This window comes from Stenotrophomonas sp. 2YAF26 (assembly GCF_052114625.1).
Classification (GTDB): domain Bacteria; phylum Pseudomonadota; class Gammaproteobacteria; order Xanthomonadales; family Xanthomonadaceae; genus Stenotrophomonas; species Stenotrophomonas indicatrix.
Genome location: NZ_JBFRFC010000020.1, coordinates 52,353 through 73,194 on the forward strand (window position 1 = coordinate 52,353; position 20,842 = coordinate 73,194).

The 20,842-nt window shown below is 67.6% G+C and carries 21 protein-coding genes; 13 read left to right on the top strand and 8 right to left on the bottom strand.

The features are described 5' to 3' along the window. Window positions 1–86: 86 nt before the first annotated feature. From AB4Y98_RS17955 to AB4Y98_RS18010, 12 genes are all read left to right on the top strand, one after another. Window positions 87–632 (top strand): A24 family peptidase, encoded by a 546-nt coding sequence (locus AB4Y98_RS17955; protein WP_442244832.1) that lies wholly within the window; start codon window positions 87–89, stop codon window positions 630–632. Then, window positions 629–1,102 (top strand): TadE/TadG family type IV pilus assembly protein, encoded by a 474-nt coding sequence (locus tag AB4Y98_RS17960; protein ID WP_025878545.1) that lies wholly within the window; start codon window positions 629–631, stop codon window positions 1,100–1,102. Before AB4Y98_RS17955 ends, AB4Y98_RS17960 begins: the two co-directional genes overlap by 4 nt. Window positions 1,103–1,126: 24 nt before the next feature. Beyond that, window positions 1,127–2,176, top strand: a complete 1,050-nt coding sequence (gene cpaB, locus AB4Y98_RS17965) for a Flp pilus assembly protein CpaB (protein ID WP_442244833.1) — start codon at window positions 1,127–1,129, stop codon at window positions 2,174–2,176. Window positions 2,177–2,194: 18 nt separating this feature from the next. After that, window positions 2,195–3,553, top strand: a complete 1,359-nt coding sequence (locus tag AB4Y98_RS17970) for a type II and III secretion system protein family protein (RefSeq protein ID WP_025878543.1) — start codon at window positions 2,195–2,197, stop codon at window positions 3,551–3,553. 28 nt (window positions 3,554–3,581) lie between these two features. Then, on the top strand, window positions 3,582–4,838 hold the full coding sequence (locus AB4Y98_RS17975; RefSeq protein WP_442244834.1) for an AAA family ATPase: 1,257 nt from the start codon (window positions 3,582–3,584) through the stop codon (window positions 4,836–4,838). Further along, the gene (locus AB4Y98_RS17980) at window positions 4,823–6,172 is read left to right on the top strand and encodes a CpaF family protein (protein WP_025878541.1); all 1,350 of its coding nucleotides are present in this window, start codon (window positions 4,823–4,825) and stop codon (window positions 6,170–6,172) included. Before AB4Y98_RS17975 ends, AB4Y98_RS17980 begins: the two co-directional genes overlap by 16 nt. A gap of 2 nt (window positions 6,173–6,174) precedes the next feature. Continuing rightward, complete coding sequence (locus AB4Y98_RS17985; RefSeq protein ID WP_442244835.1) at window positions 6,175–7,116, top strand: type II secretion system F family protein; 942 nt, start codon at window positions 6,175–6,177, stop codon at window positions 7,114–7,116. Between the two features lie 28 nt (window positions 7,117–7,144). Next, entirely contained in the window at window positions 7,145–8,074 is a 930-nt protein-coding gene (locus AB4Y98_RS17990) for a type II secretion system F family protein (RefSeq protein WP_442244836.1), read from the top strand. A gap of 5 nt (window positions 8,075–8,079) precedes the next feature. After that, window positions 8,080–8,964, top strand: coding sequence for a tetratricopeptide repeat protein (locus tag AB4Y98_RS17995; protein WP_442244837.1), 885 nt, complete (start codon window positions 8,080–8,082; stop codon window positions 8,962–8,964). Next, complete coding sequence (locus AB4Y98_RS18000) at window positions 8,961–9,425, top strand: DUF3613 domain-containing protein (RefSeq protein WP_312786590.1); 465 nt, start codon at window positions 8,961–8,963, stop codon at window positions 9,423–9,425. Before AB4Y98_RS17995 ends, AB4Y98_RS18000 begins: the two co-directional genes overlap by 4 nt. Before the next feature lie 8 nt (window positions 9,426–9,433). Then, window positions 9,434–11,584, top strand: coding sequence for a TadG family pilus assembly protein (locus AB4Y98_RS18005; protein WP_424842726.1), 2,151 nt, complete (start codon window positions 9,434–9,436; stop codon window positions 11,582–11,584). Window positions 11,585–11,684: 100 nt separating this feature from the next. Continuing rightward, a complete protein-coding gene (locus AB4Y98_RS18010; RefSeq protein WP_088100167.1) occupies window positions 11,685–12,389 on the top strand; it encodes a DUF2968 domain-containing protein in 705 nt (234 codons plus the stop codon). 55 nt (window positions 12,390–12,444) lie between these two features. On the opposite strand, the gene AB4Y98_RS18015 is transcribed toward AB4Y98_RS18010, so the two are convergent. Beyond that, the gene (locus AB4Y98_RS18015; protein ID WP_313251643.1) at window positions 12,445–12,834 is read right to left on the bottom strand and encodes a hypothetical protein; all 390 of its coding nucleotides are present in this window, start codon (window positions 12,832–12,834) and stop codon (window positions 12,445–12,447) included. A gap of 192 nt (window positions 12,835–13,026) precedes the next feature. Here AB4Y98_RS18015 and AB4Y98_RS18020 point away from each other — a divergent pair, with 192 nt between their 5' ends. Next, the gene (locus tag AB4Y98_RS18020) at window positions 13,027–13,851 is read left to right on the top strand and encodes an alpha/beta fold hydrolase (RefSeq protein WP_442244838.1); all 825 of its coding nucleotides are present in this window, start codon (window positions 13,027–13,029) and stop codon (window positions 13,849–13,851) included. Between the two features lie 123 nt (window positions 13,852–13,974). On the opposite strand, the gene AB4Y98_RS18025 is transcribed toward AB4Y98_RS18020, so the two are convergent. From AB4Y98_RS18025 to AB4Y98_RS18055, 7 genes are all read right to left on the bottom strand, one after another. Continuing rightward, the gene (locus tag AB4Y98_RS18025; RefSeq protein WP_442244839.1) at window positions 13,975–15,621 is read right to left on the bottom strand and encodes an MFS transporter; all 1,647 of its coding nucleotides are present in this window, start codon (window positions 15,619–15,621) and stop codon (window positions 13,975–13,977) included. After that, entirely contained in the window at window positions 15,615–16,898 is a 1,284-nt protein-coding gene (locus tag AB4Y98_RS18030) for an alginate export family protein (RefSeq protein ID WP_442244840.1), read from the bottom strand. Before AB4Y98_RS18030 ends, AB4Y98_RS18025 begins: the two co-directional genes overlap by 7 nt. Beyond that, complete coding sequence (locus tag AB4Y98_RS18035) at window positions 16,877–18,724, bottom strand: amidohydrolase (protein ID WP_442244848.1); 1,848 nt, start codon at window positions 18,722–18,724, stop codon at window positions 16,877–16,879. Before AB4Y98_RS18035 ends, AB4Y98_RS18030 begins: the two co-directional genes overlap by 22 nt. A 119-nt stretch (window positions 18,725–18,843) precedes the next feature. Further along, the gene (locus tag AB4Y98_RS18040) at window positions 18,844–19,269 is read right to left on the bottom strand and encodes a DoxX family protein (RefSeq protein WP_442244841.1); all 426 of its coding nucleotides are present in this window, start codon (window positions 19,267–19,269) and stop codon (window positions 18,844–18,846) included. Between the two features lie 2 nt (window positions 19,270–19,271). Next, window positions 19,272–19,928, bottom strand: coding sequence for a hydrolase (locus AB4Y98_RS18045; protein ID WP_059064421.1), 657 nt, complete (start codon window positions 19,926–19,928; stop codon window positions 19,272–19,274). Beyond that, the gene (locus AB4Y98_RS18050; protein WP_312108588.1) at window positions 19,925–20,341 is read right to left on the bottom strand and encodes a helix-turn-helix domain-containing protein; all 417 of its coding nucleotides are present in this window, start codon (window positions 20,339–20,341) and stop codon (window positions 19,925–19,927) included. Before AB4Y98_RS18050 ends, AB4Y98_RS18045 begins: the two co-directional genes overlap by 4 nt. Window positions 20,342–20,419: 78 nt before the next feature. After that, the gene (locus AB4Y98_RS18055; protein ID WP_394197609.1) at window positions 20,420–20,752 is read right to left on the bottom strand and encodes a hypothetical protein; all 333 of its coding nucleotides are present in this window, start codon (window positions 20,750–20,752) and stop codon (window positions 20,420–20,422) included. Window positions 20,753–20,842 lie beyond the last annotated feature (90 nt).

Genomic DNA, 20,842 nt, shown 5'->3' on the forward strand with positions numbered 1-20,842 from the left:
GCAGCACCTGCGGTCGCTTCGATGGCGGCCGCGGTGGCCGATGAAGGGTTCTGCAACTGTCCAGTGACGGACAACGAGGGTGTGCGATGACACTGCTGGGATTGCTGGCCATGGGAGTGTGCCTGCGGATTGCGATCAGCGATCTGTACGCCCGCCGCGTGCCCAACACCTGGCTGCTGGCCGCGTGCACGATCGCCGTGCCCCTGATCATCGCCGGCCAGTTCAATGCAACGCGCACGGCCTGGGCGCCACACCTGCTGGGCGCAGTCGTTGGCCTGCTGGCATTGCTGCCGTTCTATGCGGTGCGCTGGATGGGCGCCGGCGATGTGAAGTTCTTCGCCGTGCTCGGCCTGCTGCTGGGCTGGAAGGCATTGCTGCCGGTGTGGGTGCTGGCCAGCCTGGCCGCAGGCGCCCACGCCGTGCTGTTGCTGGCCGGTCGGCAGTTGGCCGGCCACCTGCCGCTGCGCCTGCAGATGCAGGTAAACCGCGCCAGCACGCACTTGAATGGCCACCCTGCCCTGCGCGAACTGCATGCCGCGCGCGAGGGGCGACAGGGCATTCCCTACGCAGCCTACCTGGCCTTCGCGGCGATTGGCTGGGTGTTGGCAACCACCTATGGAGGCGTCGAATGAAAGCGTTCGCGCGCCAACGCCAACGCGGCGTGGCCAGCATCGAATTCGCGTTGATGCTGCTGCTCGGCCTGGTGCCGCTGCTGCTGCTCACCTTTTCCGGCGTGCTGATCATGGCCGCGCAGCAGACGCTGGCGACGGCCTCGGCCGAGGGCGCGCGTGCTTCGCTGCGCTTTGGCAACGCCGGCGAGCGGCGCACCGCCGCCTGCCTGGCGGCCCGCCGCTCCATGCAGTGGCTGTTGCAGTTTTCCGGGCAGAACCCGGACTGCAGCGGCGGCGGCACCGGCGCCATCGTGGTCTCGCCGCAGGCGCCCTGCGCCGGCCTGGCGACGGTGCAATGCATGACCGTGACGGTGAGCTACGACTATGCGTCCCATCCCTTCCTGCCCGGCACCGCCACGCTCTATGGCTGGGTGATGCAGGCCCCCATCCGCAGCGTCGCGGTCGCCCAGCTGGACCTCGGCAGCAACTGACGATCGGTACAGGAGACGATTTTCATGCTCAAGTTGACCCGCATCGCCGCCATCGCGCTGATCGCGCTCGCCGTGCTGCTGGCCGTGGTCGCCTTTGTGATCGGGCGGAAGCCTGCGGCCTCGGCGGACAACCCGAGCACGATCGTGAAGGCCGATGCGCAGACCTTCAGTGTCGTTGAAGCCACCGCGCGGCTACCCGCCGGCGAGCCGATCAGCGCCAATGGCGTGCGGCTGACGCAACGCACCGCAGAAGTGCCGGGGGCCGTTGCCGACCTGGCAGCGGTGGTCGGCAAGGTGCCGGTGCAGGACATCAGCGAAGGCAGCGCGATTGGTGCCAGCCTGCTCGCACAGGGCTTCTCGCTGCAGCTGCGGCCGGGTGAACGGGCATTGGCGGTGCCGGTCGATGAGCTGGTCGCGGCAGGCAACCGCATCCTGCCCGGTGATTTCGTTGACGTCTTCCTCAACCTGCGCAGCGCCGCTACCAGCTACAACGGCCAGCAGGACATCGCACAGACGCGGTTGCTGCTGTCACGCCTGCGCGTGCTCAGCTACGGACAGCAGGACATCGCGGCAGCCCCGACGAGCAGCCAGGGCCAGGCCCCGGCCACGGCAGGCAACGACTCACGTGCAGCCGATATCACCAGCGGTTCCAGCAGCGCCCCCAGCAACGCAAACGGTAGCGATGCCACGCAGCCGGCGCGCACCGCGGTGCTGGCGGTGCCGGTGGCCGACGCCAACCGGCTGCTGCTCGGCGCACAGCAGGGCAAGCTGTTCCTCGCCCTGCGCAATCCCGCCGATACCGGCCTGCCGGATGTGGCGCTGTTCCCACAGGCGCGCGGCGTGCTGGACCCGGTGCGCGGCCTGGACAACGAGCAGCAGCAGGCCCTGCAGCGACCGGAGAACAACGCCTACGCCGGCCTGGATGGCGATGCGCTGGCTGGCCGCGGCAGCAGCGTGCAGCGCAGCGTCCACGAAACGCCGGCGCGTGCACCGGTGCAGCGTCGCTCGACGCCGCGACCGGCGAGCATCGAAATCATCCGCGGCGACACTGCTGCCCCCCGTGGCTCCCTTTGACCCTTGCCGAGAGCGCACATGACTGAACGTCGCCACCGCCTACGCCCCACTGTCCGCCAGCGCTGGCTGGCCCTGCTGCTGGTGCTGCTGGCACCGGGTGCGAGCGTGGCTGCCGACGATCTGCTGCTGCAGACCCGCGAACAGCGGCCATGGACGCTGCCGGCCGACCTGGAACGGGTTGCCATCGCCGACCCCGGCGTAGCTGACATCGTGATGCTGCGCGGCGCACGCCAGGCGCTGCTGGTAGGCAAGGCCCCCGGCACCACCACCCTGCTGCTCTGGCATCGCAAGCAGAGCGAACCGCAGCGCGTGCAGGTGCGGGTGCAGAGTGCCGTGCAGGGCGCCGCCGATGCCGGCTCCAGCGGACTGGTGTTCACCCAGCAGGACCAGCAGGGGCTGCTGCAGGGAAGCAGCGACAGCGTGCTGGCGCACATGCAGGAGCAGAAGACCGCGGTGATGGCGCTCGGCAAGGACGGCAGCCTGGCCGATGCCTCCACCATCAGCAGCGGCGGCGTGGTGCAGGTCGAGGTGAAGGTGGTCGAGTTCAACAAGACCGCGCTGAAGCAGATCGGCATCAACTTCCAGAACCGCAACGGTGGTTTCGCCTATGGATTCGCGCGGCCGGGCGGGCAGCTGCCAGGCAACACCGGCATCCTGCCTGGCATGAAGGAAGGTGAGTCCAGCAACGAAAGCGAGTCCCCGATCTCCTCGGCGTTCAGGCTGGTGTTCGGTTCGACCAAGGGCTTGTGGAACGCCGATGTCGACCTGCTGCAGGCCAACGGCATGGCGCGCGTGCTGGCCGAGCCTACGCTCGTTGCGCTGTCCGGGCAGAGCGCCAGCTTCCTGGCCGGTGGCGAACTGCCGATCCTGGAGCCGCAGGGGCTCGGCACGACAACGGTCACCTACAAGCCCTTCGGCATCGGCCTCACCGTTACTCCCACCGTGCTCTCACCGAACCGCATTGCGTTGAAGGTTGCGCCGGAAGCCAGCGACCTGGACTACACCAATGCGATCGCGCTCAACGGCGTGCAGATCCCTTCGATCACCACCCGCCGCGCCGACACCACCGTCGAGCTTGGCGATGGTGAGAGTTTCGTCATCGGCGGCCTGGTCAGTTCCACCGTGGCCTCGACGGTCAACAAGATTCCGCTGCTCGGCGATCTGCCGATCATCGGTACGTTCTTCCGCAACTTCGACTACAAGCGCCAGGACAAGGAACTGGTGATCATCGTCACCCCGCGGTTGGTACAGCCGATTGCCCGCAATACCGAACTGCCGCTGCCCGGCGATCGCGAAGCCAAGCCGAACATGCCCGAATGGGGCGCGTGGCTGCTTGGCCCGATCAGCCGCGATCCGGTTCCCGGTTTCTCGCGCTGACCTGCATGACGTCTCCGGTACTACGCCCATGCCCTACGCCACTGCCCTGCCGCTGCACCCGCAAGGACCACCGATGAACCTGGTCCTGTACGGGATCGACCGTGAACTGCTGCCACGCCTGGCTGCCAAGCTGCCGCCTGCCACGGCACTGCACTGGCAGGACAGCAGCGAGCCGACCTCGGCCCAGGACCTGCAGCGTGGCCCGCAGAACCTTGTACTGTTGGACTTCCGCCGGGAGCATGCCTCGGCATCGACGGTACTGGCGCAGCAGCTGCAGCAGACCCAACCCGAATTGACCCTGGTGGCCGTGGGCGCCACCAGCGCCGGCGAGGTGGAAGGCGTGGTGATGGCGCTGCGCGCCGGCCTGCGCGATGTACTGGACCTGGACAGTGACAACACCGGCATCGAAGCCGCCCTGCGTCGCGCTTTGTCACCGCGCCCCGCCGCAAGCGCACAGCAGGCGCACAAGGCGCGCCTGATCGTGCTGCTGGGCGTGCGCGCCGGCGTCGGCACCAGCACGTTGGCCGCACACCTGTCGGTGCTCGCACAGCAGACCCGCACCCTGGCCCAGGGCGATGCCGCCGTGCAGGACGGGCTGCTGATGGAGCTGGCGCAGCCGGCCGGCGACCTCGCCCTGTACCTCAACCTGGACAGCCGCTTCCACTACGAAGATGCGCTGCGCAATGCCAGCCGCATCGATGCCACCCTGGCCCGCACGGCGATGGCCCGGCACACCAGCGGACTGGTCCTGCTCGACCGTGCCAGTGGCAGCGACGCACTGCCGCCGTCCGATCCTGGTGCGCTGCTGCAACGACTGCGCGGCGTGTTTTCCAGCGTACTGTGCGATGCCGGTGGCTGCCCGCTGCGGCAGCTGCCGCCGCTGCTGCTGGACCAGGCCGATGAAATCTGGCTGGTGGCCGACGCATCGATCGCCACCCTGGTGTCGCTGGACCACGCCCTGAAGCACCTTTCCGGCCAGCGCGACCGCGAGAAGCGACTGCAGCTGGTGATCAACCGCCACGACGACAACAGTGGCATGAGCCCCGAACAGATCGCGCGCCGCTTCGAGCTGCCGCTGCTGGCCACCCTGCCCGAGCGGTCGCGGGTACGCGCCTCCGCCAGCCATGGCCATCTGCTGCTGCAGGATGCGCCGCGCGACCCGTACCTGCGTGCCCTCGCCCCGCTGGTGCAACGCCTGGATCCGGCTGCCTGCCCGGTCCAGGCGCACGGCCTGCGGGAAAGACTTGCCCTTGCCCTGGGTGGATCGCAATGGAAGACAAAGTGACCCCGTTCCCGCACGTTGTCGCCCGCAGCACGGTGCCGGAGCATGCACCGGGCAGCCTGCCGTTCGCACAGACCGAGCAGTACCAGAAGGTGCTGTCGGCCGCGCACGAGCATCTGCTCAACAGCATCGAAGACGAGCGCATCGACATCGATTCCTGGGCCCCCGACACCATCGCCCGCTGGGTGGAAGTGCAGACGGTCAGTTTCATCCAGGAATGGCGCATCCCCATCAACGAAGAAGAAATGCAGGTGGTGGCCGAAGGCCTGGTCAAGGAGCTGACCGGGTTCGGCCCGCTCGATGACCTGCTGCATGACCCCACCATCGAAGACATCCTGATCAATGGCTTCAAGGATGTGCATGTCTCCCAGGGCGGGCAGCTCAAACGCGCGCCACAGCGCTTCACCGATGACACCCACCTGCTGCGCATCCTGCGCCGCATCATCGCCCCGCTCGGCCGCCGCCTGGATGATTCCAATCCGATGGTCGATGCACGCCTGCCCAATGGTGGCCGCCTCAACGCGATCATCTCGCCATTGGCGGTGGACGGGCCGATGGTGTCCATCCGCAAGTTCCGCAAGGATCCGTTCACCCCCGACGAGCTGCTGGCCAAGGGCACCTTCGATGCGCCGATGCAGGCGCTGCTGAAGGCGATGGTGCTGGGCCGCTGCAACATCCTGGTGTCAGGTGGCACCAGCTCGGGCAAGACCTCGCTGCTCAATGCGCTGGCCAGCTATGTGCCGGCCAACGAACGCGTCATCACCGTGGAAGACACCGCCGAGCTCTCGCTCAACCACCCGCATGTGGTGCGCCTGGAGAGCCGCATCGGTGGCGCCGAAGGCCAGGGCGCGGTCAGCATCCGCGACCTGGTGCGCAACAGCCTGCGCATGCGCCCGGACCGCATCGTGGTCGGCGAGGTGCGTGGCGCCGAGGTGCTGGAGATGCTGCAGGCGATGAACACCGGCCATGACGGATCGATGGCCACCATCCACGCCAATTCGCCGCGCGACTGCCTGTACCGCATCGAGATGCTGGCCGGCTTCGCCGGTTTCCAGGGCAGCGAAGACAGCCTGCGCCGGCAGATCGCCAGTGCCATCGACTTCATCGTGCAGATCTCGCGCCTGGGCAGCGGCCGCCGGGTGCTGGTGTCCATCACTGAAATCACCGGCGTCAGCGACAACCTGATCACCACCCAGGAGATGTTCCGCCACGAAGTGCAGATCGATGGCAGCGGCAAGGAAATCGACCGTTGGATCGGCCTCGGGTTCCAGCCACATTCGCACAAGCTGGAGCCGTTCCGGCAGTTGCTGCGCGAATCCCTGTACGGAGACTTCTGAGCATGGGTACCGGCCTGCTGCTGGGTGTGCTGAGCATCGTGTCGGTGCTGCTGGCGCTGGCGGTGTGGCTGTGGGGGACGGCCAGCAGCCGCGAGCAGCGCCAGGCCTCGCTGCAGCATGCCGAGCAGCAGCTGGCGCGCGGCACCGGCGCTGCCGCCGCGCCGGCAGATGCAACACGGCAGGCGTCGCTGCCTGCGCCGGGTCGCCGCGCCCTGCCCTGGAACGGGCTGCTGCAGCGTGCCGGCCTGGCACCGGGCTGGAAGCTGCCGCTGCTGATGCTGCTGCCGGGCATCGCCCTGTCCGCGTTCGCGGTGTTGCGCCTGGGCACCTTCTGGATGTTCCCGTTGACCCTGCTGCTGTACGTGCTGGGCTGCTGGCTGTGGCTGATGCGCCGTATCGGCAAGCTGCAGGCGCAGCTGCTGCACCAGCTGCCGGACTTCCTCGACAACCTGGTGCGCCTTACCGCGCTCGGCAACAGCCTGCAGGCTGCCTTCCAGGTCGCGTCGATGCAGACCAACGCGCCGCTGCGCGGCCTGCTCGACACCACGGTGCGCTATGCACGTGGCGGCATGGACCTTGACCGTGCGCTCAACCTGGCCGCACAGCCCTACCGCATGGACGTACTGAAGGTGCTGGCGGTGGTGATGGGCGTGAGCGTGCGCATCGGCGGCCGTGCCGACCAGATCCTGCAGCGCATGGGCGACTTCATGCGTGACCTGGAACAGGCGCAGCAGGAACTGGCCGCAACCACTTCTGAAACCCGCATGTCGGCGTGGGTACTGGGCCTCCTGCCACCGGCCAGCGCAGTGCTGATGGCGATCTCCAGCCCCGAGTTCTTCCAGCCGGTGCTGCATGACCCACTGGGCCACAAGATCCTGCTGATCGCGCTGGCGCTGGAGTTGACCGGCGCCTTCCTGCTGTACCGCCTGGCCAAATCACTATGAACATCCCCGACCACGCAGGAGGCATCCAATGAGCGCCAGCATCTGGTTCGTGGCTGCCCTGCTGGTGTTGGCCGCCGGCGTGGCCCTGCTGGGGCTTGGCAGCTGGGTGCGCAGCCATCGCGAGGACCGCAGCGAGGCCACGTTGAAAACAGCGCTGCGTCCGCGCGAAAGCGAAGACGCAGCGGCTGACGCACGCAAGGACTCACTCGGCTGGCTGGAGCAGTTCGGCCGCGGACTGAGCGGCGGACGCCTGGAAGCGGCGCTGCTGGCCGGTGAGGATCGCCTGCTGCTGGACCTCGCCGGCTGGAACACTCGCCGCGGCACCGCCATCTACCTCGGCCTGCGGCTGCTGCTGGCGGTGCTGGTACTGGGTATTGCGCTGACGCTGAGTGACGCCACGGGGTTGTCGAGGATCATGGTGGTGATCGGCGCGCTGGCTGCTGGCCTGCTGCTGCCGAAGTTCGCGCTCAGTGCATGGGTCAAGCGGCGGCGACGCGCAGTGAACAATGAGCTGCCGCTGTTGATCGACCTGCTGCGCCTGCTGCAGGGCGTGGGCTACAGCATGGATCAGAGCCTGCAGACACTGGGCGACAAGCTGCGCGACGCACTGCCGGTGCTGGGTGGGGAAATCCAGGAAGCGAATGTGTCCTACACCCATGGGCGCACGCGCGCGCAGTCGCTGCGCCGGCTGAGCGATGTGTACGGCGATGACGATCTGTCCAGCCTTGTGCAGTTGATCCTGYAGGTGCACGCCCACGGCGGTGCCGTGCAGGAACCGCTGCGCCAGTTCAGCGTCCGCCTGCGCGAGCAGCGCCGCAACGCGCTGAAGGAAAAGGTCGGCAAGCTCTCGGTGAAGATGACCGTGGTGATGATGCTGACCCTGCTGCCGGCACTGATGCTGGTGCTGGCCGGACCGGCGCTGGTCGCGCTGGCCACTACCTTGTCGAAAATGGGATGACCTTCATGCCTGTCCTGCGCCCTGCCTGCCTGTTGCTTGCCCTGGCTGCCGCTGCTGCCGGCTGCAGCTCCACCACGCCGAAGTACCTGCGTGCGCCGAGCCTGGCCGAGCCGACCCCGGCCCCGCAGGACAGCCGCAACGCCTACCTGGAACTGATCCAGCGGATGCAGCAGCAGGGCGCCTGGTACGCTTCGCTGGCGCACGTGGATGCGTTCCGCCAGCGCTACGGCGATACCCCGGCACTGCGCCTGCTGCAGGCCGACGCACTGCGCCAGACCGGCCAGGTCGATGCGGCGCTGGCGCTGTACCGCGAGCTCGGCAATGGCCCGCAGGCCGCGGCCGCTGCACACGGCATGGGCCTGATCGCTGCCCTGCGCGACGACGACCAGGGCGGCGAACAGGCGCTGGCACGTGCCACCCAGTTGAGCCCGCTGAACACCGATTACCTCGGCGACCTGGGCTATGCACGGCTTCGTGCCGGCCGCTTCGAACAGGCACGCGAGCCACTGGCCAAGGCGCTGGAACTGTCGCCGGGCAATGCCAAGGCCACCGCCAATCTTGCCCTGTGGGCACTGTTGCGTGGCGACACTGCCACCGTCGAACGGCTGGCCCAGCAGGCCAGCTTCAGCGAGGAGACCCGCCGCAGCGTGGAACAGCAGGCGCAGCAGATCCGCGCGCGGCTGCAGCAACGCCAGGCCGCTGCCACTGCTGCAGCGGCGGCAGCGACACGGCCAGTTGCTTCGGTAGCTACCACCCCCGCCAACGCAAGCCCACGCCTGGCCGCCGAACCGCGCCGCGATGGCCGCGACCAACGCGACCCACCACGACTGCCGCCCTCGATGCTGGAACGCTTCGGCTCCACCGACCATCCCACCGGGAACACGCCATGACCTCGAAGCCGCTGATCCGCTGCCTGCTGCCGGTGCTTGCCGGCTTGTCTCTCGCTGCGGTTGTGCAGGCGCAGACGCCGCAGCAACCGTTGACCGGGCAGATGCTGGGTGGTGCCGCGCCCGCGCCGGCAGCCGCTCCCCTGCACAGCGAGCCGTTGGCTACCGTGGACGTATCGCCGCCACCAGCCGCAGCGCCCATCGCAGCCCCCGCAGCCCCTGAAACCAAGCCTGATTTCGGCGGCACGCAGTTGCAGCCCAACACCTCGCAGATCGGTGACACCACTCGCAGCCTGTTCCGCCTGCAAGCGTCCGGCGAGGTGGCCGGTGCCCGCCTGCCGATCCTCGGCGACCAGGCCACATCCAGCTACGCGCGTTACCTGAAGAGCTTCCAGTACGACATTCCGCAATTCTTCGAAACCGACGTCGCCAAGTCCGCAGGATCCTCCCGATCCGGACGCTGAGGCCCGCCATGAACCGAGCACGCCACATCAGCTTCAGTCGCCCGCGCGGCGGTATGTCGGTCACCATGATGCTGGTGATGATCGCGCTGCTGGCCATGCTCGGCCTGATCGAGATCGGCTTCCTGTTCTGGGCCAAGCGCGATGCGCAGAAGGTGGTCGATCTGGCTGCGCTGGCAGGCGCACAACGGCTGGACCTGTGCCGGCCCGACAACGCCGACAACAGCGCGGCCCGGCAGAATGCGCTCGCACAGAACACCTTCCCTGGGCAGGTGCAGATCCAGTGTGGCAACTGGAATGCCACCCGCGGAACGGCTGACCACTTCAGCCCAAGCGTGGACGCAGGCAATCCACGCAACGCGGTGCGGGTCATTGCCGAACGCGGCGTTCTGCCGTTCTTCGGCCAGAACAGCGGGCTGCCCACGTTGCGCGTGCAGGCGGTGGCCAAGCGTTCGGAACCCACCGCCGTGTTTGCAGTGGGTTCGCAGCTGCTGCGCACCAATGGCAACTCCCCCTTGATGGCGACCCTTCGGCTGGTCGGCCTGGACGTCACCAACGCAACAATTCTGTCCTACGACGGCCTGGCACAGGCCACCGTCACCCCGTCGGGGCTGCTGGCGGCACTGGGCATCCCGGTCACCGCCGACCTCAGCGTGGCCGACTTCAACCGGCTGCTGTCGGTCAACCGCATATCACTGGCACAGCTGGTCAATGCCACTGCCACGGTGGTGGGCCGCGAGACCGCCGTCGGCGTACAGCTGCAGGCGCTGTCCAACCTGGTCGGCACGCGGCTGGACATCAACCAGCTGAACATTCTGCTGGGCAGCCAGAACGGCGGCGGCGGCCTGTTCGCGCAGGTTATCTCACCGGACGGCACCATCGGCAGCGCGCTGGAATCGAGGGTCAACGTGCTGGATCTTGTCACCGCCGCGATCTCCATCGCCAACGATGGCAATGGTGTGCAGGTGCAGGGCTTGAACCTGCTGGGCATCGACGTCAAGGCCGGCGTGGTGGAGCCGCCGTCGATCGCCATCGGCGGTGTGGGCGCACGCGCGTACAACGCGCAGGTGCGGCTGATGGTGGACGTCGACAGCGACCGCTTGTTCGCGATCGGCCCGCTGCTGAACCTGCTCGGCACCCGCCTGCATCTGCCACTGCACGTGGATGTGGCCAATGCGATGGGGACACTGACCAGCATCCAGTGCGGTGCGACGCCGCCGACGGCCACCGTCCAGGTCGATTCCTCGGTACTGCGCGCCTGCGTCGGCAAGGTCAACGCGGCCGATCGCTTCTCCAAGAGCAACGTCTGTGACGCGACCCTGCAGAACGAGCAGCTGTTGAAGCTTCTGGGGCAGCCCCTGATCAACGACAAGGTCACCCTGCCGGCACTGACCAGCACGCAGAGCCTGACCCTGGCCGCAGGCCAGACCGGCTCGACCCGGATCAACCCGTTGGCCGTCGGCACCGCCGTGTCAGACCTGGTCAACGAACTGCTGCGGGTGCTGTCAGGCATGCTCAGTTCACCCAAGCAAGGCATGAGCGCCAATGACACCGCCAAGGCACTGGCCGACCGTTACCTGCAGGCGGCCTTCCCCAGCGGCGGGCGTTACAACGTGGACCAGGTGATTCCATTGCTGCGCGATGGCGATCCGTCACGCAACCTCGCACCACTGGGCAACTGGACCGTTACCAAGGGTGTACCGAAACCCTGCCCACTCGGGTTGACCACCTGCTGGGAAGATGGATCGGTCTGGGCCGGTTACCGCGCCACCGTGACTGGCCAGGGACTGGGCCTGCTCGACGGCCTGCTGGGCTCGCTGGTCGGCGGCCTGCTGATCAACCGCTGCGACAGCCTGCTGGGCAACCTGATCGACTACAACGGCTGCGTGCGTACCAACCTGGCGTCCTACATCCAGACCGCCCCGGCCGGATTCCTGGATGGGCAGAACGGCGGCGGCGTGACCACCCCCGGCAACAACGTCACCTGCAGTGGCCTGCTGTGTGCGCTGCTGAACCCGGTGTTGGCGGCGCTCAAGCCCGTACTCAACAGCGTCGGCACCCTGCTGACCAACACCCTGGCCAGCCTGCTCGGGCTGGAACTGGGCCGCACCGATGTCAGCATGCAGTCGATCCAGTGCAGCTCGGCGCAGCTGGTCTTCTGAGCCGCGCGGGCGCGGGTTGGCGGCGTCCGTGCCCATGCTAGACTCGCGGCGGGGAACCACTTTCAACTCAACCCACACTACATTCGTGGATGGTCTAGACATGCGAGAAACTTCAGGGGGCACCGTCTTCGCCCGGTATCCGCGCGGCGCAGCACTGCTGGCCGTGGCCATGATCGTGGTGGCGCCGTCGGCGCTGGCCGCACGTGGCGATCGCACTGCCACCGTCGAGCCGGCCAAGGCCGCACCGGTGGTACGCAACACCGTCGACGAACTCAAGCAGTTGATGGATGCGCAGCAGCTCACCGAGCTGCGTACCACCTACAACGGCAACTACGGCGCCAGCCTGCTGTTCAACGCCAATACCCTGACCTACTACGTGGCCCTGTTCCAGGAGAAGAACTTCTGGCGGGTGATCAAGACCGATGCCGTCGACAACGCCGAACGTGTCTACCGCACATTCGCGCAGCAGTCCGAACAGCTGGCGCAGGTCTATATCGACACCACCCGGCTGGAAGCCGGCAAGCGCTACACCGAGCGCCTGGTGGCCTACAACGAAGAACGCCTGCGTACCCTGCAGCAGGAAATGGAACAGCAGCAGGCGCAGTCGGCGCAGGTCAGCGCAGCGCTGCAGCAGGCCCAGCAGCAAGCGGTCAGCCTGAGCACCGACGTGCAGAGCACCAACAGCCAGCTCGATGCGCTGCAGCGCCGGATCCAGATCCTGCAGGCCGAACAGGGCAACCCGGAGCTGAGCCTGCCCAAGCCGGATGCAGCAGCGGCGCCCGCCGCCGCCAGCGACGGCCGCTGAGGCTTACCCGGCTGCAGACCAGAACGGCACCTTCGGGTGCCGTTTTTCGTTGTACTCAACGACAGGCTTCGCGCACCGCGTCATCCAGCTGCCTGCGCTGCAGGTAGTCGAGCCTGCGCGGCTTGGCCAGCGCCTTCACCTGCTGCTGGCGCGCCCGCTCGCACGCTTGCGGGTCGGCCGTGATCGATATCAGCGCGCCCTGCGCGCGGCCGCGCCGTGGCGTCCGCGTGGTTGCGCTGCGGGCAGGCGGCACGGCCGAAGGTAGCGGCCCACGCGCCTTCGACTCGGCACTGGGCACTTCCCAGCGCCACTCCGCCCGCCCCTGGCAGGGCGTCTGCTGATAGACCGGATGCTCAGCATCGGTGCACTTGTAGACGTTGGTCTGCGCCGCCGCGACAGCCGCCCACAGCAGTCCAGGCAACACTCCCCACATCGGCATCTTCATGGCTGGCCCTCGCGCGTCAGATGGCCATGGTTGCCATCAGCACCGACCTGCCGCCAGAGCGAGTCGCGTCATCACAGCAAACACGTCAATCCGCCACAGCCGTGCAATGCACGCAGCCCATCCTGCGCTGTACTGCCGCAGGCGCCGGCGAACCCGCAGGCGTCTTTCCTCCCTTCCGCCAAGGAACCTGCAATGAGCAATTTCGTGACCGTCAACGATGGCGCCCGCATCTTCTACAAGGACTGGGGCACCGGCCAGCCTGTCGTATTCGCCCATGGCTGGCCGCTGTCGTCCGATGCCTGGGATCCGCAGATGCTGTTCATGGGCCAGAACGGCTATCGCGTGATCGCCCACGATCGCCGCGGCCATGGCCGCTCCAGCCAGACCTGGGACGGCAACAACATGGACACCTACGCCGATGACCTCGCTGCCGTTCTGGATGCGCTGGACGTGAAGGACGCGATCCTGGTCGGCCATTCCACCGGCGGTGGCGAAGTGGCTCACTACATCGGCCGCCACGGCAGCACGCGCGTGGCCAAGGTGGTGCTGGTCGGCGCCGTGCCGCCGTTGATGCTGAAGACCGCCGGCAATCCGGCCGGCACGCCGCTGGAGGTGTTCGACGGCATCCGCAAGGGCACCGGTGGCGACCGGTCGCAGTTCTTCAAGGATCTGGCCACACCGTTCTTCGGCGCCAATCGTGATGGCAACAGCGTCACACAAGGCATGCGTGATTCGTTCTGGCTGCAGGGCATGCTGGGCGGCGTGAAGGGCCAGTACGACTGCATCCACGAATTCTCGGAAGTGGACTACACCGAAGACCTGAAGAAGATCGACGTGCCAGCCCTGGTGGTGCACGGCGATGACGACCAGATCGTACCGTTCGACGCCTCGGCCAAGCTGTCCTCGCAGATCATCAAGGACGCCGAACTGAAGGTGTATGCCGGTGCACCGCACGGCCTCACCCTTACCCATGCGGATCAGTTCAACGCCGACCTGCTGGCGTTCGCACGTAAATGACGTATCGCGGCGGCGCTCCGGCGCCGCCGTGCCTGCGGTAGTGCCGGCCGCTGGCCGGCAACCCCATCAACCTCGATCAAAGTCGCGATCAGCCGGCCAGCGGCCGGCTCTACCACGGGGCCATCAGATGTCGCTGTGGTGATGGGGCGCTGCCGCCGGCAGCGGATCATGGCCGCCGACGAAATGACGCACCACCGGGGCGCGCTCACCGCGATGCAGCGCGCGCAGCGCCTCCTGGATCGCCTTGTCGTCGGCGGTGATGCGTTCATGCTGGCGCAGGTGCTCCAACCACGACGCTGCGACGAAATACTCCAGATGGATGCCCGGGGTCGCCACATCCTCGACCACGCCCCAGACCACGGCGCCATCGCGCCGACGGATCGTTCCCAGCGTGCGCATCTGCGCCTGGAACGCGGCGCGGTCGGCGGCATCGACGCGATATTCGATGGTCACCAGCACCGGTCCACGATCATTCGACACCGACACCGACAGCTCCGGCGCTGGCCAGTGGCCGGCAGGACTCAGGTTCAGATCCTCGGCGCCGGCAATACGCACGCGCCACACCAGCAGGCCGCCGATGACCGCGCCTGCTGCGGCCACCAGCAATGCCAGTTCCGGCGATGTGCGCTGCGCCAGTGCGCCCCAGCTCAGGCCACCGGCCGCCATGCCGGCCGAAAACACCATGATGTACAGGGCAAGCGCACGCGCCCTCACCCAGGCCGGCACCGCCGTCTGCGCTGCGATCTGCAACGAAGACAGTACGGTGATCCAGGCAAAGCCATTGACCAGCATCACCAGCGGCAACACGTACCAGCTGCGGGTCAGCGCCAGGCCGGCCAGGCTTGCCGCCAGCGACAAGGTGGCCAGCAGCACCAGCAGGTCGCGGTCAAGCCTGGCCCGCAGCTTCGGCAGCAGCAACGCACCGCCCACCGCACCGATGCCGATGCAACCCAGCAGCACGCCGTACTGCCCCGCTCCGCCCTGCATCTGCCCGCGCACCACCACCGGCAGCATTGCGTTCATCGCCGCGGCAAAGAAGAAGAAACCGGCCGATTTGATCAGTACCGCCTGCAGGCGACCGGCACGGCTGGCATAGCGCAGGCCCGCCTTGAGGCCAGCGCCGAACCCTTCGGGCGGCAGGCTGGACGCCTTCGGATCACGCTTCCAGCCCCACACCACGAACAGCATGGCGGCAAAGGTGATGGCGTTGAACCCGAAGGCCCACACCGCACCCAGCTGGGCCACGATCACCCCGCCGATGGCCGGCCCGATGGAACGGGCGATGTTGATGCCGATGGAGTTGAGTGCCACGGCCGAGGCCAGCATCGGCTGCGGAACCAGCTCGGAGACGATCGCGGCCTGTGCCGGCATGGCCATCGCCGCACCGCAGCCCATGCAGAAGGTCAGCAGCACCAGCAGCTGCGGGGTCAGCAGGTCCAATGCCGTGAGCACGGCGGTCGCTGCCGCCACCAGCAGCATCCAGCCCTGGGTGAACAGCAGGTACTTGCGGCGGTCGACGATGTCGGCCAGGGTCCCGGCCGCCAGCGCCAACAGCACGATCGGCACGGTGGTCGCCGACTGCACCAGCGCGACCATCAGCGCCGAACCGGTGCGTTCGGCCATCACCCAGGCCGCAGCCACGTCGTTGACCCAGGTACCGATGTTGCTGGCCAGGATCGCCAGCCAGATCGAGCGGAACATGCGGATCTTCAACGGCGACCATGCGCCATCGACCTGCGGGGAGTGTTGTGACGCCGATGCGTTCACCATTGCCATGCTCCAACGATTGAGGCGAACAGCGTGTCCCGGCCGCCGGCCTGCGTCAGTGCAGGACCCGCGTCGACCCAGGCCAGCTGCAGCTGCCATTGCCAGTGGTCGTTGACCTGCCAGCGGGTTTCGGATTTGTACTGGGTACCGATGCGGCGTGCGCCTCCGGCACTGTCGGGCAACGCTGCCAACGGTGCCGGCGTGGTATAGACCGCATCGGCGCGCCGATGCTTCCACGCCAGTTGCACACCCAGCTCGGTGGTCACCGCCTCATGCAGGCGCAGTGCCAGCGTCGGTTGCAGATCCATCAGGTTGGCCGGTGCCAACAGGCTGGCTTCGCTGAAATAGGCGGACTTGGGAAACAACGCATTGAAGGTACCCAGACGACCATCACCCGGGTCTGCGTCGCCGCTGGCAATGTCGGCCTTCAGGCCAAGCCGCGGTTGCAGCGGCAGCGCGCTCCAGCGCCAACCGGTATCGGTGGCGAGGGTCCAGGCGCGGATGTCCAGATCGCCGGTCACCGCCCGCAGTTCACCGCCCTGCGCCACCAGTTCGGTATTCCAGTCCAGCGCACCCGACTGGCCGAACCAGCGCGCGCCCAGGGTCTGCCGCCGCTCGGTGCCGCTGCCCGCGGCGAAGCGCGCGCCCTCACGACGATAGTCGAGCAGGTAAAGGTCCCACTGGCTGATGCCAGCGCCCTTGGCCGTGGTCGCATACGCGCCGAGCAGGTGTGCACCGCGCTCACCGCGGTCATCGAAAGCACCCGGGCGGTTCTCGACCGGTCGCAGCGCCATCAGGTCCAGTGCGCCCAGCCTGCCCTGCCACCCCACCCGCGCACCATCGAAGGCCAGGCGGATGTTCGGCCCGTCGCGCACCGACAACAGGCGCGAGCTGCCATAGCCCGCTTCCTGCCGGCCCAGCTGCACGTGCATGCCAGCGCCGGACCAGCGCCAGTACGCCTGCTGCACGTCCAGCGCGCCGCGATCGGTACGACCTGGGCCACCGGCCTTGCCGCGCTCGGCATGCGTACCCAGCTGCAGCTTCGCTTGCCAGTCACCCTGCGCGAAGGAGGCAGAAGCCAGCGCACGCAGCAGACCGTAGCCATCGTCGCCAGCACCGACGCCAAACCGGGTCGGGGCGTAGTACATGCCACGCAGGCGCAGCGATGCATCCCACTGCAACTGGCCGTCGCCAACCGTGGTACAGGCGCCACCGTCGCAGGCCAGCGCCAACGACGGCAACACCAGCGATGCCAAGGTCAGAACGCGAAGCACGAACACCCCATCGCGCCCCAGAACGCGGTCAGGTCGTTGGTTGGCGCCGGATGACGAACCGCGTGGCCATGCGCACCGTGGGTGCCGCAGGCCACACCATGGTGATGACGGTGCGCCGCAGCCAACCCGGTCGCCCCGCCACCGACGTGGTAGCCACCGAAGCGGTTCACCGGCGACCAGTCCGGCATCGCCGGAGGCAGCTGCGGCGCCAACCCGGCGTAGTCGCCGTCGCCATGCACGATGCGGCCACCCACCACGGTCAGCAGGCTGGTGATGTCGGCGATCTGCTGCTCATCGACGCGGAAGAAGTCGGACGACAGCAGGATGAAGTCGGCCAGCTGGCCCACCTTCAGCGTGCCCTTCACCGCTTCGTCGCCGGAGAACCAGGCGCTGCCCTGTGTCCACAGGCGCAGGGCCTGCTCGCGCTCCAGCAGGTTCTCATCACCGTACAGGGCCAGGCCGCCGACGGTGCGTCCCGTCACCAGCCACGACAGCGCCACCCATGGGTTGTAGCTGGCCACGCGGGTAGCATCGGTGCCGGCGCCGACCGGCACGCCCTCGGCCAGCATCCGCTTCACCGGTGGCGTGTGCCGCGCCGCCTGCACGCCATAGCGCTGCACGAATGCCTCGCCCTGGTAGGCCATGCGGTGCTGCACGGCGATGCCGCCGTTGAGTGCGCGGATACGCTCGATGTTGCGCGGGGTGATGGTCTCGGCATGGTCGATGAACCAGTGCAGGCCATCGAACGGCACCTCACGGTTGACCTGCTCGTAGACGTCGAGGATGCGGCTGATGCTTTCGTCGTAGGTCGCATGGATGCGGAACGGCCAGCGCTTCTCCACCAGCAGCTTCACCACATCGTGCAGCTCCGGCTCAAGTTCCGGTGGCAGTTCCGGGCGCGGCTCGTTGAACAGTTCAAAGTCGGCTGCAGAGAACACCAGCATCTCGCCGGCACCATTGTGGCGCAGCAGGTCATCGCCGTGGCGCGGTTGCAGCATCTCGCTCCAGCCACGGAAATCGCTGACCTCGCTGCCCTTGTTCTGGGTGAACAGGTTGTAGGCGATGCGCACGGTCAGCTGATCATCGCGATGCAGCTGCTCGATGACCTGGTAGTCCTCGGGGTAATTCTGGAAACCGCCTCCGGCGTCGATCACCGAGGTGATGCCCAGGCGGTTCAGCTCGCGCATGAAATGGCGGGTTGAATTGGCCTGGTACTCGACCGGCAGCTTCGGCCCCTTGGCCAGGGTCGCATACAGGATCAGTGCATTCGGCTTGGCCAGCAGCAGGCCGGTCGGGTTGCCCAGCGAATCGCGCACGATCTGTCCACCGGGCGGGTCCGGCGTTTCCTTGGTATAGCCACAGGCACGCAGCGCGGCGCGATTGAGCAGCGCGCGGTCGTACAGGTGCAGCAGGAACACCGGCGTATCCGGAGCGATGTCGTTCAGCTCCTGCAGGCTCGGCAGGCGCTTTTCGGTGAACTGGGTCGCGGTGAATCCACCCACCACGCGCACCCATTGCGGCGCGGGCGTGCGGTCAACCTGCGCCTTCAGCATGGCCATCGCATCGGCCAGTGAACGCAGGCCATCCCAGCGCAGTTCCAGGTTGTAGTTCAGGCCACCGCGGATCAGGTGGGTGTGGCTGTCATTGAGGCCGGGCACGATGCGCCGCCCCTGCGCATCGACGATCGTGGCTTCGCTGCCCCAACCGCGCATGATGTCCTCGTCGCTTCCCACGGCAACGATACGGCCGTTCTGCACGGCCAGTGCCTGCGCAAGTGGCTGCTGCGGATCAAGCGTGGTGATGCGTGCATTGCGGATGACCAGTGTGCTCATGCGACGCTCCTTGGAAGGGGATTGGATGGCCGCAGCGGTACCGCCAGCCAGGCCCAGCGCCAGCGCGGCACTGGTGGCCAGCACCACATTGCGGCGGCCAGGATCGAGAGGTTCGTTGTTCACGCGATGTCTCCAGAAAGAACCAGCCCATCCACCGCCCATGCACCGGGCCCGGCCAGGGCGATGGCCAGCAATGCCAGCGTCCACAACAATGGATACTCGGCACCGCCACGCATCCAGAACCATCCTTTGGGCAGCGCCAGCAGTGCGGTGAAGGCGATGAACGCGGCAGCGACAAGCGCGGCGACCCGGGCCTGCCAGCCCACCATCACCGCGGTGCCGGACGCCACCTGCAGCAGCGCCAGCAGCAGTGGCAACGGGGCCGCAGCAGGCAGGCCGAAGCCACGCAGTTCGCCGGCAAAACCTGCCAGGCCCGGCCCGTTGAACCAGCCGAACAACTTGCCCAGCGCATGCGGCAGCAGGAATCCTCCCGCCGCCACCCGCAGGATCAACAAGGCCAGGTCGAGGCCATGGCCATCGCGCACGCTCAGTGCCCGCCTTCCTGCGCGCCGAACATGGTCTTGGCGTACTGGATGCCGACGCCATAGCCACCCGCATGGTCACGGGCGATGCCGGTGGTCAGGTCGTAGGTTTCAGCACGCGCCCAGTCGCGCTGCAGTTCCAGCAGGTACTGCACGCTGGTGATTGGCACGGCACCGGCCTGCACCATGCGGGCGATCGCACGTTCGTGCGCCTCTTCGCTCACATCGCCGCAGGCATCGGTGATCACGTAGACCTCAAACCCCTGCTCCAGCGCCGACAGCGCCGGGCCGACGATGCATACACTGGTCCACAAGCCGGCGAGCACCAGCCGACGCTTGCCGATGCGGTTCACCTCATCGATCACCGGCTGGTCTTCCCAGGTGTTCATCGACGTGCGATCGAACACCGCCTGGCCAGGGAAGATCGCCGGCAGCTCCGGGAACATCGGGCCGGAGAACGACTTCTCGGCCACCGTGGTCAGCAGCACCGGCACCTTGAAGCCTTTGGCACCCTTGCTGATCAACGACACGTTGTTGCGCAGCGCGGAGATGTCGATGGTGTGGGTGGCAAATGCCATCTGCGACTGGTAGTCGATCAGTATCAGGGCGTGGTCGGCCGGTGACAGCAGTGCTTTGGCGGGGGTGGCGGTGGCGAGGCTCATGGGTGGACTCCGGTGGAGGAAACAACAGGGGGCTGGAAACGTGCCGCGCCATCGGCCAGATACTGGCCGGGACTGCAGCCGGTCTCGGCGCGGAAGCTGCGGACGAAGTGGCTCTGGTCGAAGAAGCCAAGATGCTGGGCCAGGCAGGTCATCGACTGCGCGGCCGTCGGCAGCAGCTGCGTGGCGCGTTCGATGCGCCGACGGCGCACGTAGCGCAGCGGACTGGCGCCGGTGCCCATGCGGAACAACCGCACCAGATGGAACCGGCTTACGCAGGCAACGGCAGCCAGCTCGGTCACCCGCAGCGGCTGCGACAGGTGCTCGTCGATGTAGCGCAGCGCACGCTGCAGGGCAGCCGACTGGTGCGGTGCCAAGGTGGTTGCGGACAGGGCAGGAGGCTGGACGGTAGCCATGAAGGAGCGCCGCGACGGGAGCACCCATGGTGTGCCGCCGGCTGCGATCGCCCTACCCCCGTCGGTCGAGGCCGGCGCTCACCCATTCGGGGGAGGCCGGCGCTGCAGCAGGCGGCGGCCGAACAACCGCGCATCCAGCGAATACGCGCCCGGCCCCAGCATGAGCAGGGCCAACGGCAGCAGCAGCCAGGGCAGCGCCGCGCCCTGCCCGTACAACCCCGACACTGCCAGCAGCACTGCCAGCGGGGTCAGCAGCCCGGGCAGCAGCAGGCCGATCGCCGCCAGGCACATCAGTCCCGGCGCACCGGCCGGGCTTCCGCCCGCCAACAGCCCCCCTGCCACGCACAGGCGCAGCCACAGCAGTCCCAGTCCGGGGCCGCGGTCAGGGAACATCACATACAAGCGCTGCATCGCCGGGCTCCGTCATCCATCACGGCGTAATAGCGGACACCGAAGCGGTACGCCTACCCCGAACGGGTCACCCCGGCCTGCCCCGCACCT

Coding starts and splice junctions, on each gene's coding strand:
- AB4Y98_RS18055 (WP_394197609.1), bottom strand. CDS start 20,752: ATGCAGCGCTTGTATGTGATGTTCCCTGACCGCGGCCCCGGACTGGGA.
- AB4Y98_RS18025 (WP_442244839.1), bottom strand. CDS start 15,621: ATGGTGAACGCATCGGCGTCACAACACTCCCCGCAGGTCGATGGCGCA.
- AB4Y98_RS17985 (WP_442244835.1), top strand. CDS start 6,175: ATGGGTACCGGCCTGCTGCTGGGTGTGCTGAGCATCGTGTCGGTGCTG.
- AB4Y98_RS17960 (WP_025878545.1), top strand. CDS start 629: ATGAAAGCGTTCGCGCGCCAACGCCAACGCGGCGTGGCCAGCATCGAA.
- AB4Y98_RS18010 (WP_088100167.1), top strand. CDS start 11,685: ATGCGAGAAACTTCAGGGGGCACCGTCTTCGCCCGGTATCCGCGCGGC.
- AB4Y98_RS18050 (WP_312108588.1), bottom strand. CDS start 20,341: ATGGCTACCGTCCAGCCTCCTGCCCTGTCCGCAACCACCTTGGCACCG.
- AB4Y98_RS18015 (WP_313251643.1), bottom strand. CDS start 12,834: ATGAAGATGCCGATGTGGGGAGTGTTGCCTGGACTGCTGTGGGCGGCT.
- AB4Y98_RS17955 (WP_442244832.1), top strand. CDS start 87: ATGACACTGCTGGGATTGCTGGCCATGGGAGTGTGCCTGCGGATTGCG.
- cpaB (WP_442244833.1), top strand. CDS start 1,127: ATGCTCAAGTTGACCCGCATCGCCGCCATCGCGCTGATCGCGCTCGCC.
- AB4Y98_RS18020 (WP_442244838.1), top strand. CDS start 13,027: ATGAGCAATTTCGTGACCGTCAACGATGGCGCCCGCATCTTCTACAAG.
- AB4Y98_RS18035 (WP_442244848.1), bottom strand. CDS start 18,724: ATGAGCACACTGGTCATCCGCAATGCACGCATCACCACGCTTGATCCG.
- AB4Y98_RS18045 (WP_059064421.1), bottom strand. CDS start 19,928: ATGAGCCTCGCCACCGCCACCCCCGCCAAAGCACTGCTGTCACCGGCC.
- AB4Y98_RS17995 (WP_442244837.1), top strand. CDS start 8,080: ATGCCTGTCCTGCGCCCTGCCTGCCTGTTGCTTGCCCTGGCTGCCGCT.
- AB4Y98_RS18000 (WP_312786590.1), top strand. CDS start 8,961: ATGACCTCGAAGCCGCTGATCCGCTGCCTGCTGCCGGTGCTTGCCGGC.
- AB4Y98_RS17970 (WP_025878543.1), top strand. CDS start 2,195: ATGACTGAACGTCGCCACCGCCTACGCCCCACTGTCCGCCAGCGCTGG.
- AB4Y98_RS17975 (WP_442244834.1), top strand. CDS start 3,582: ATGCCCTACGCCACTGCCCTGCCGCTGCACCCGCAAGGACCACCGATG.
- AB4Y98_RS17980 (WP_025878541.1), top strand. CDS start 4,823: ATGGAAGACAAAGTGACCCCGTTCCCGCACGTTGTCGCCCGCAGCACG.
- AB4Y98_RS18005 (WP_424842726.1), top strand. CDS start 9,434: ATGAACCGAGCACGCCACATCAGCTTCAGTCGCCCGCGCGGCGGTATG.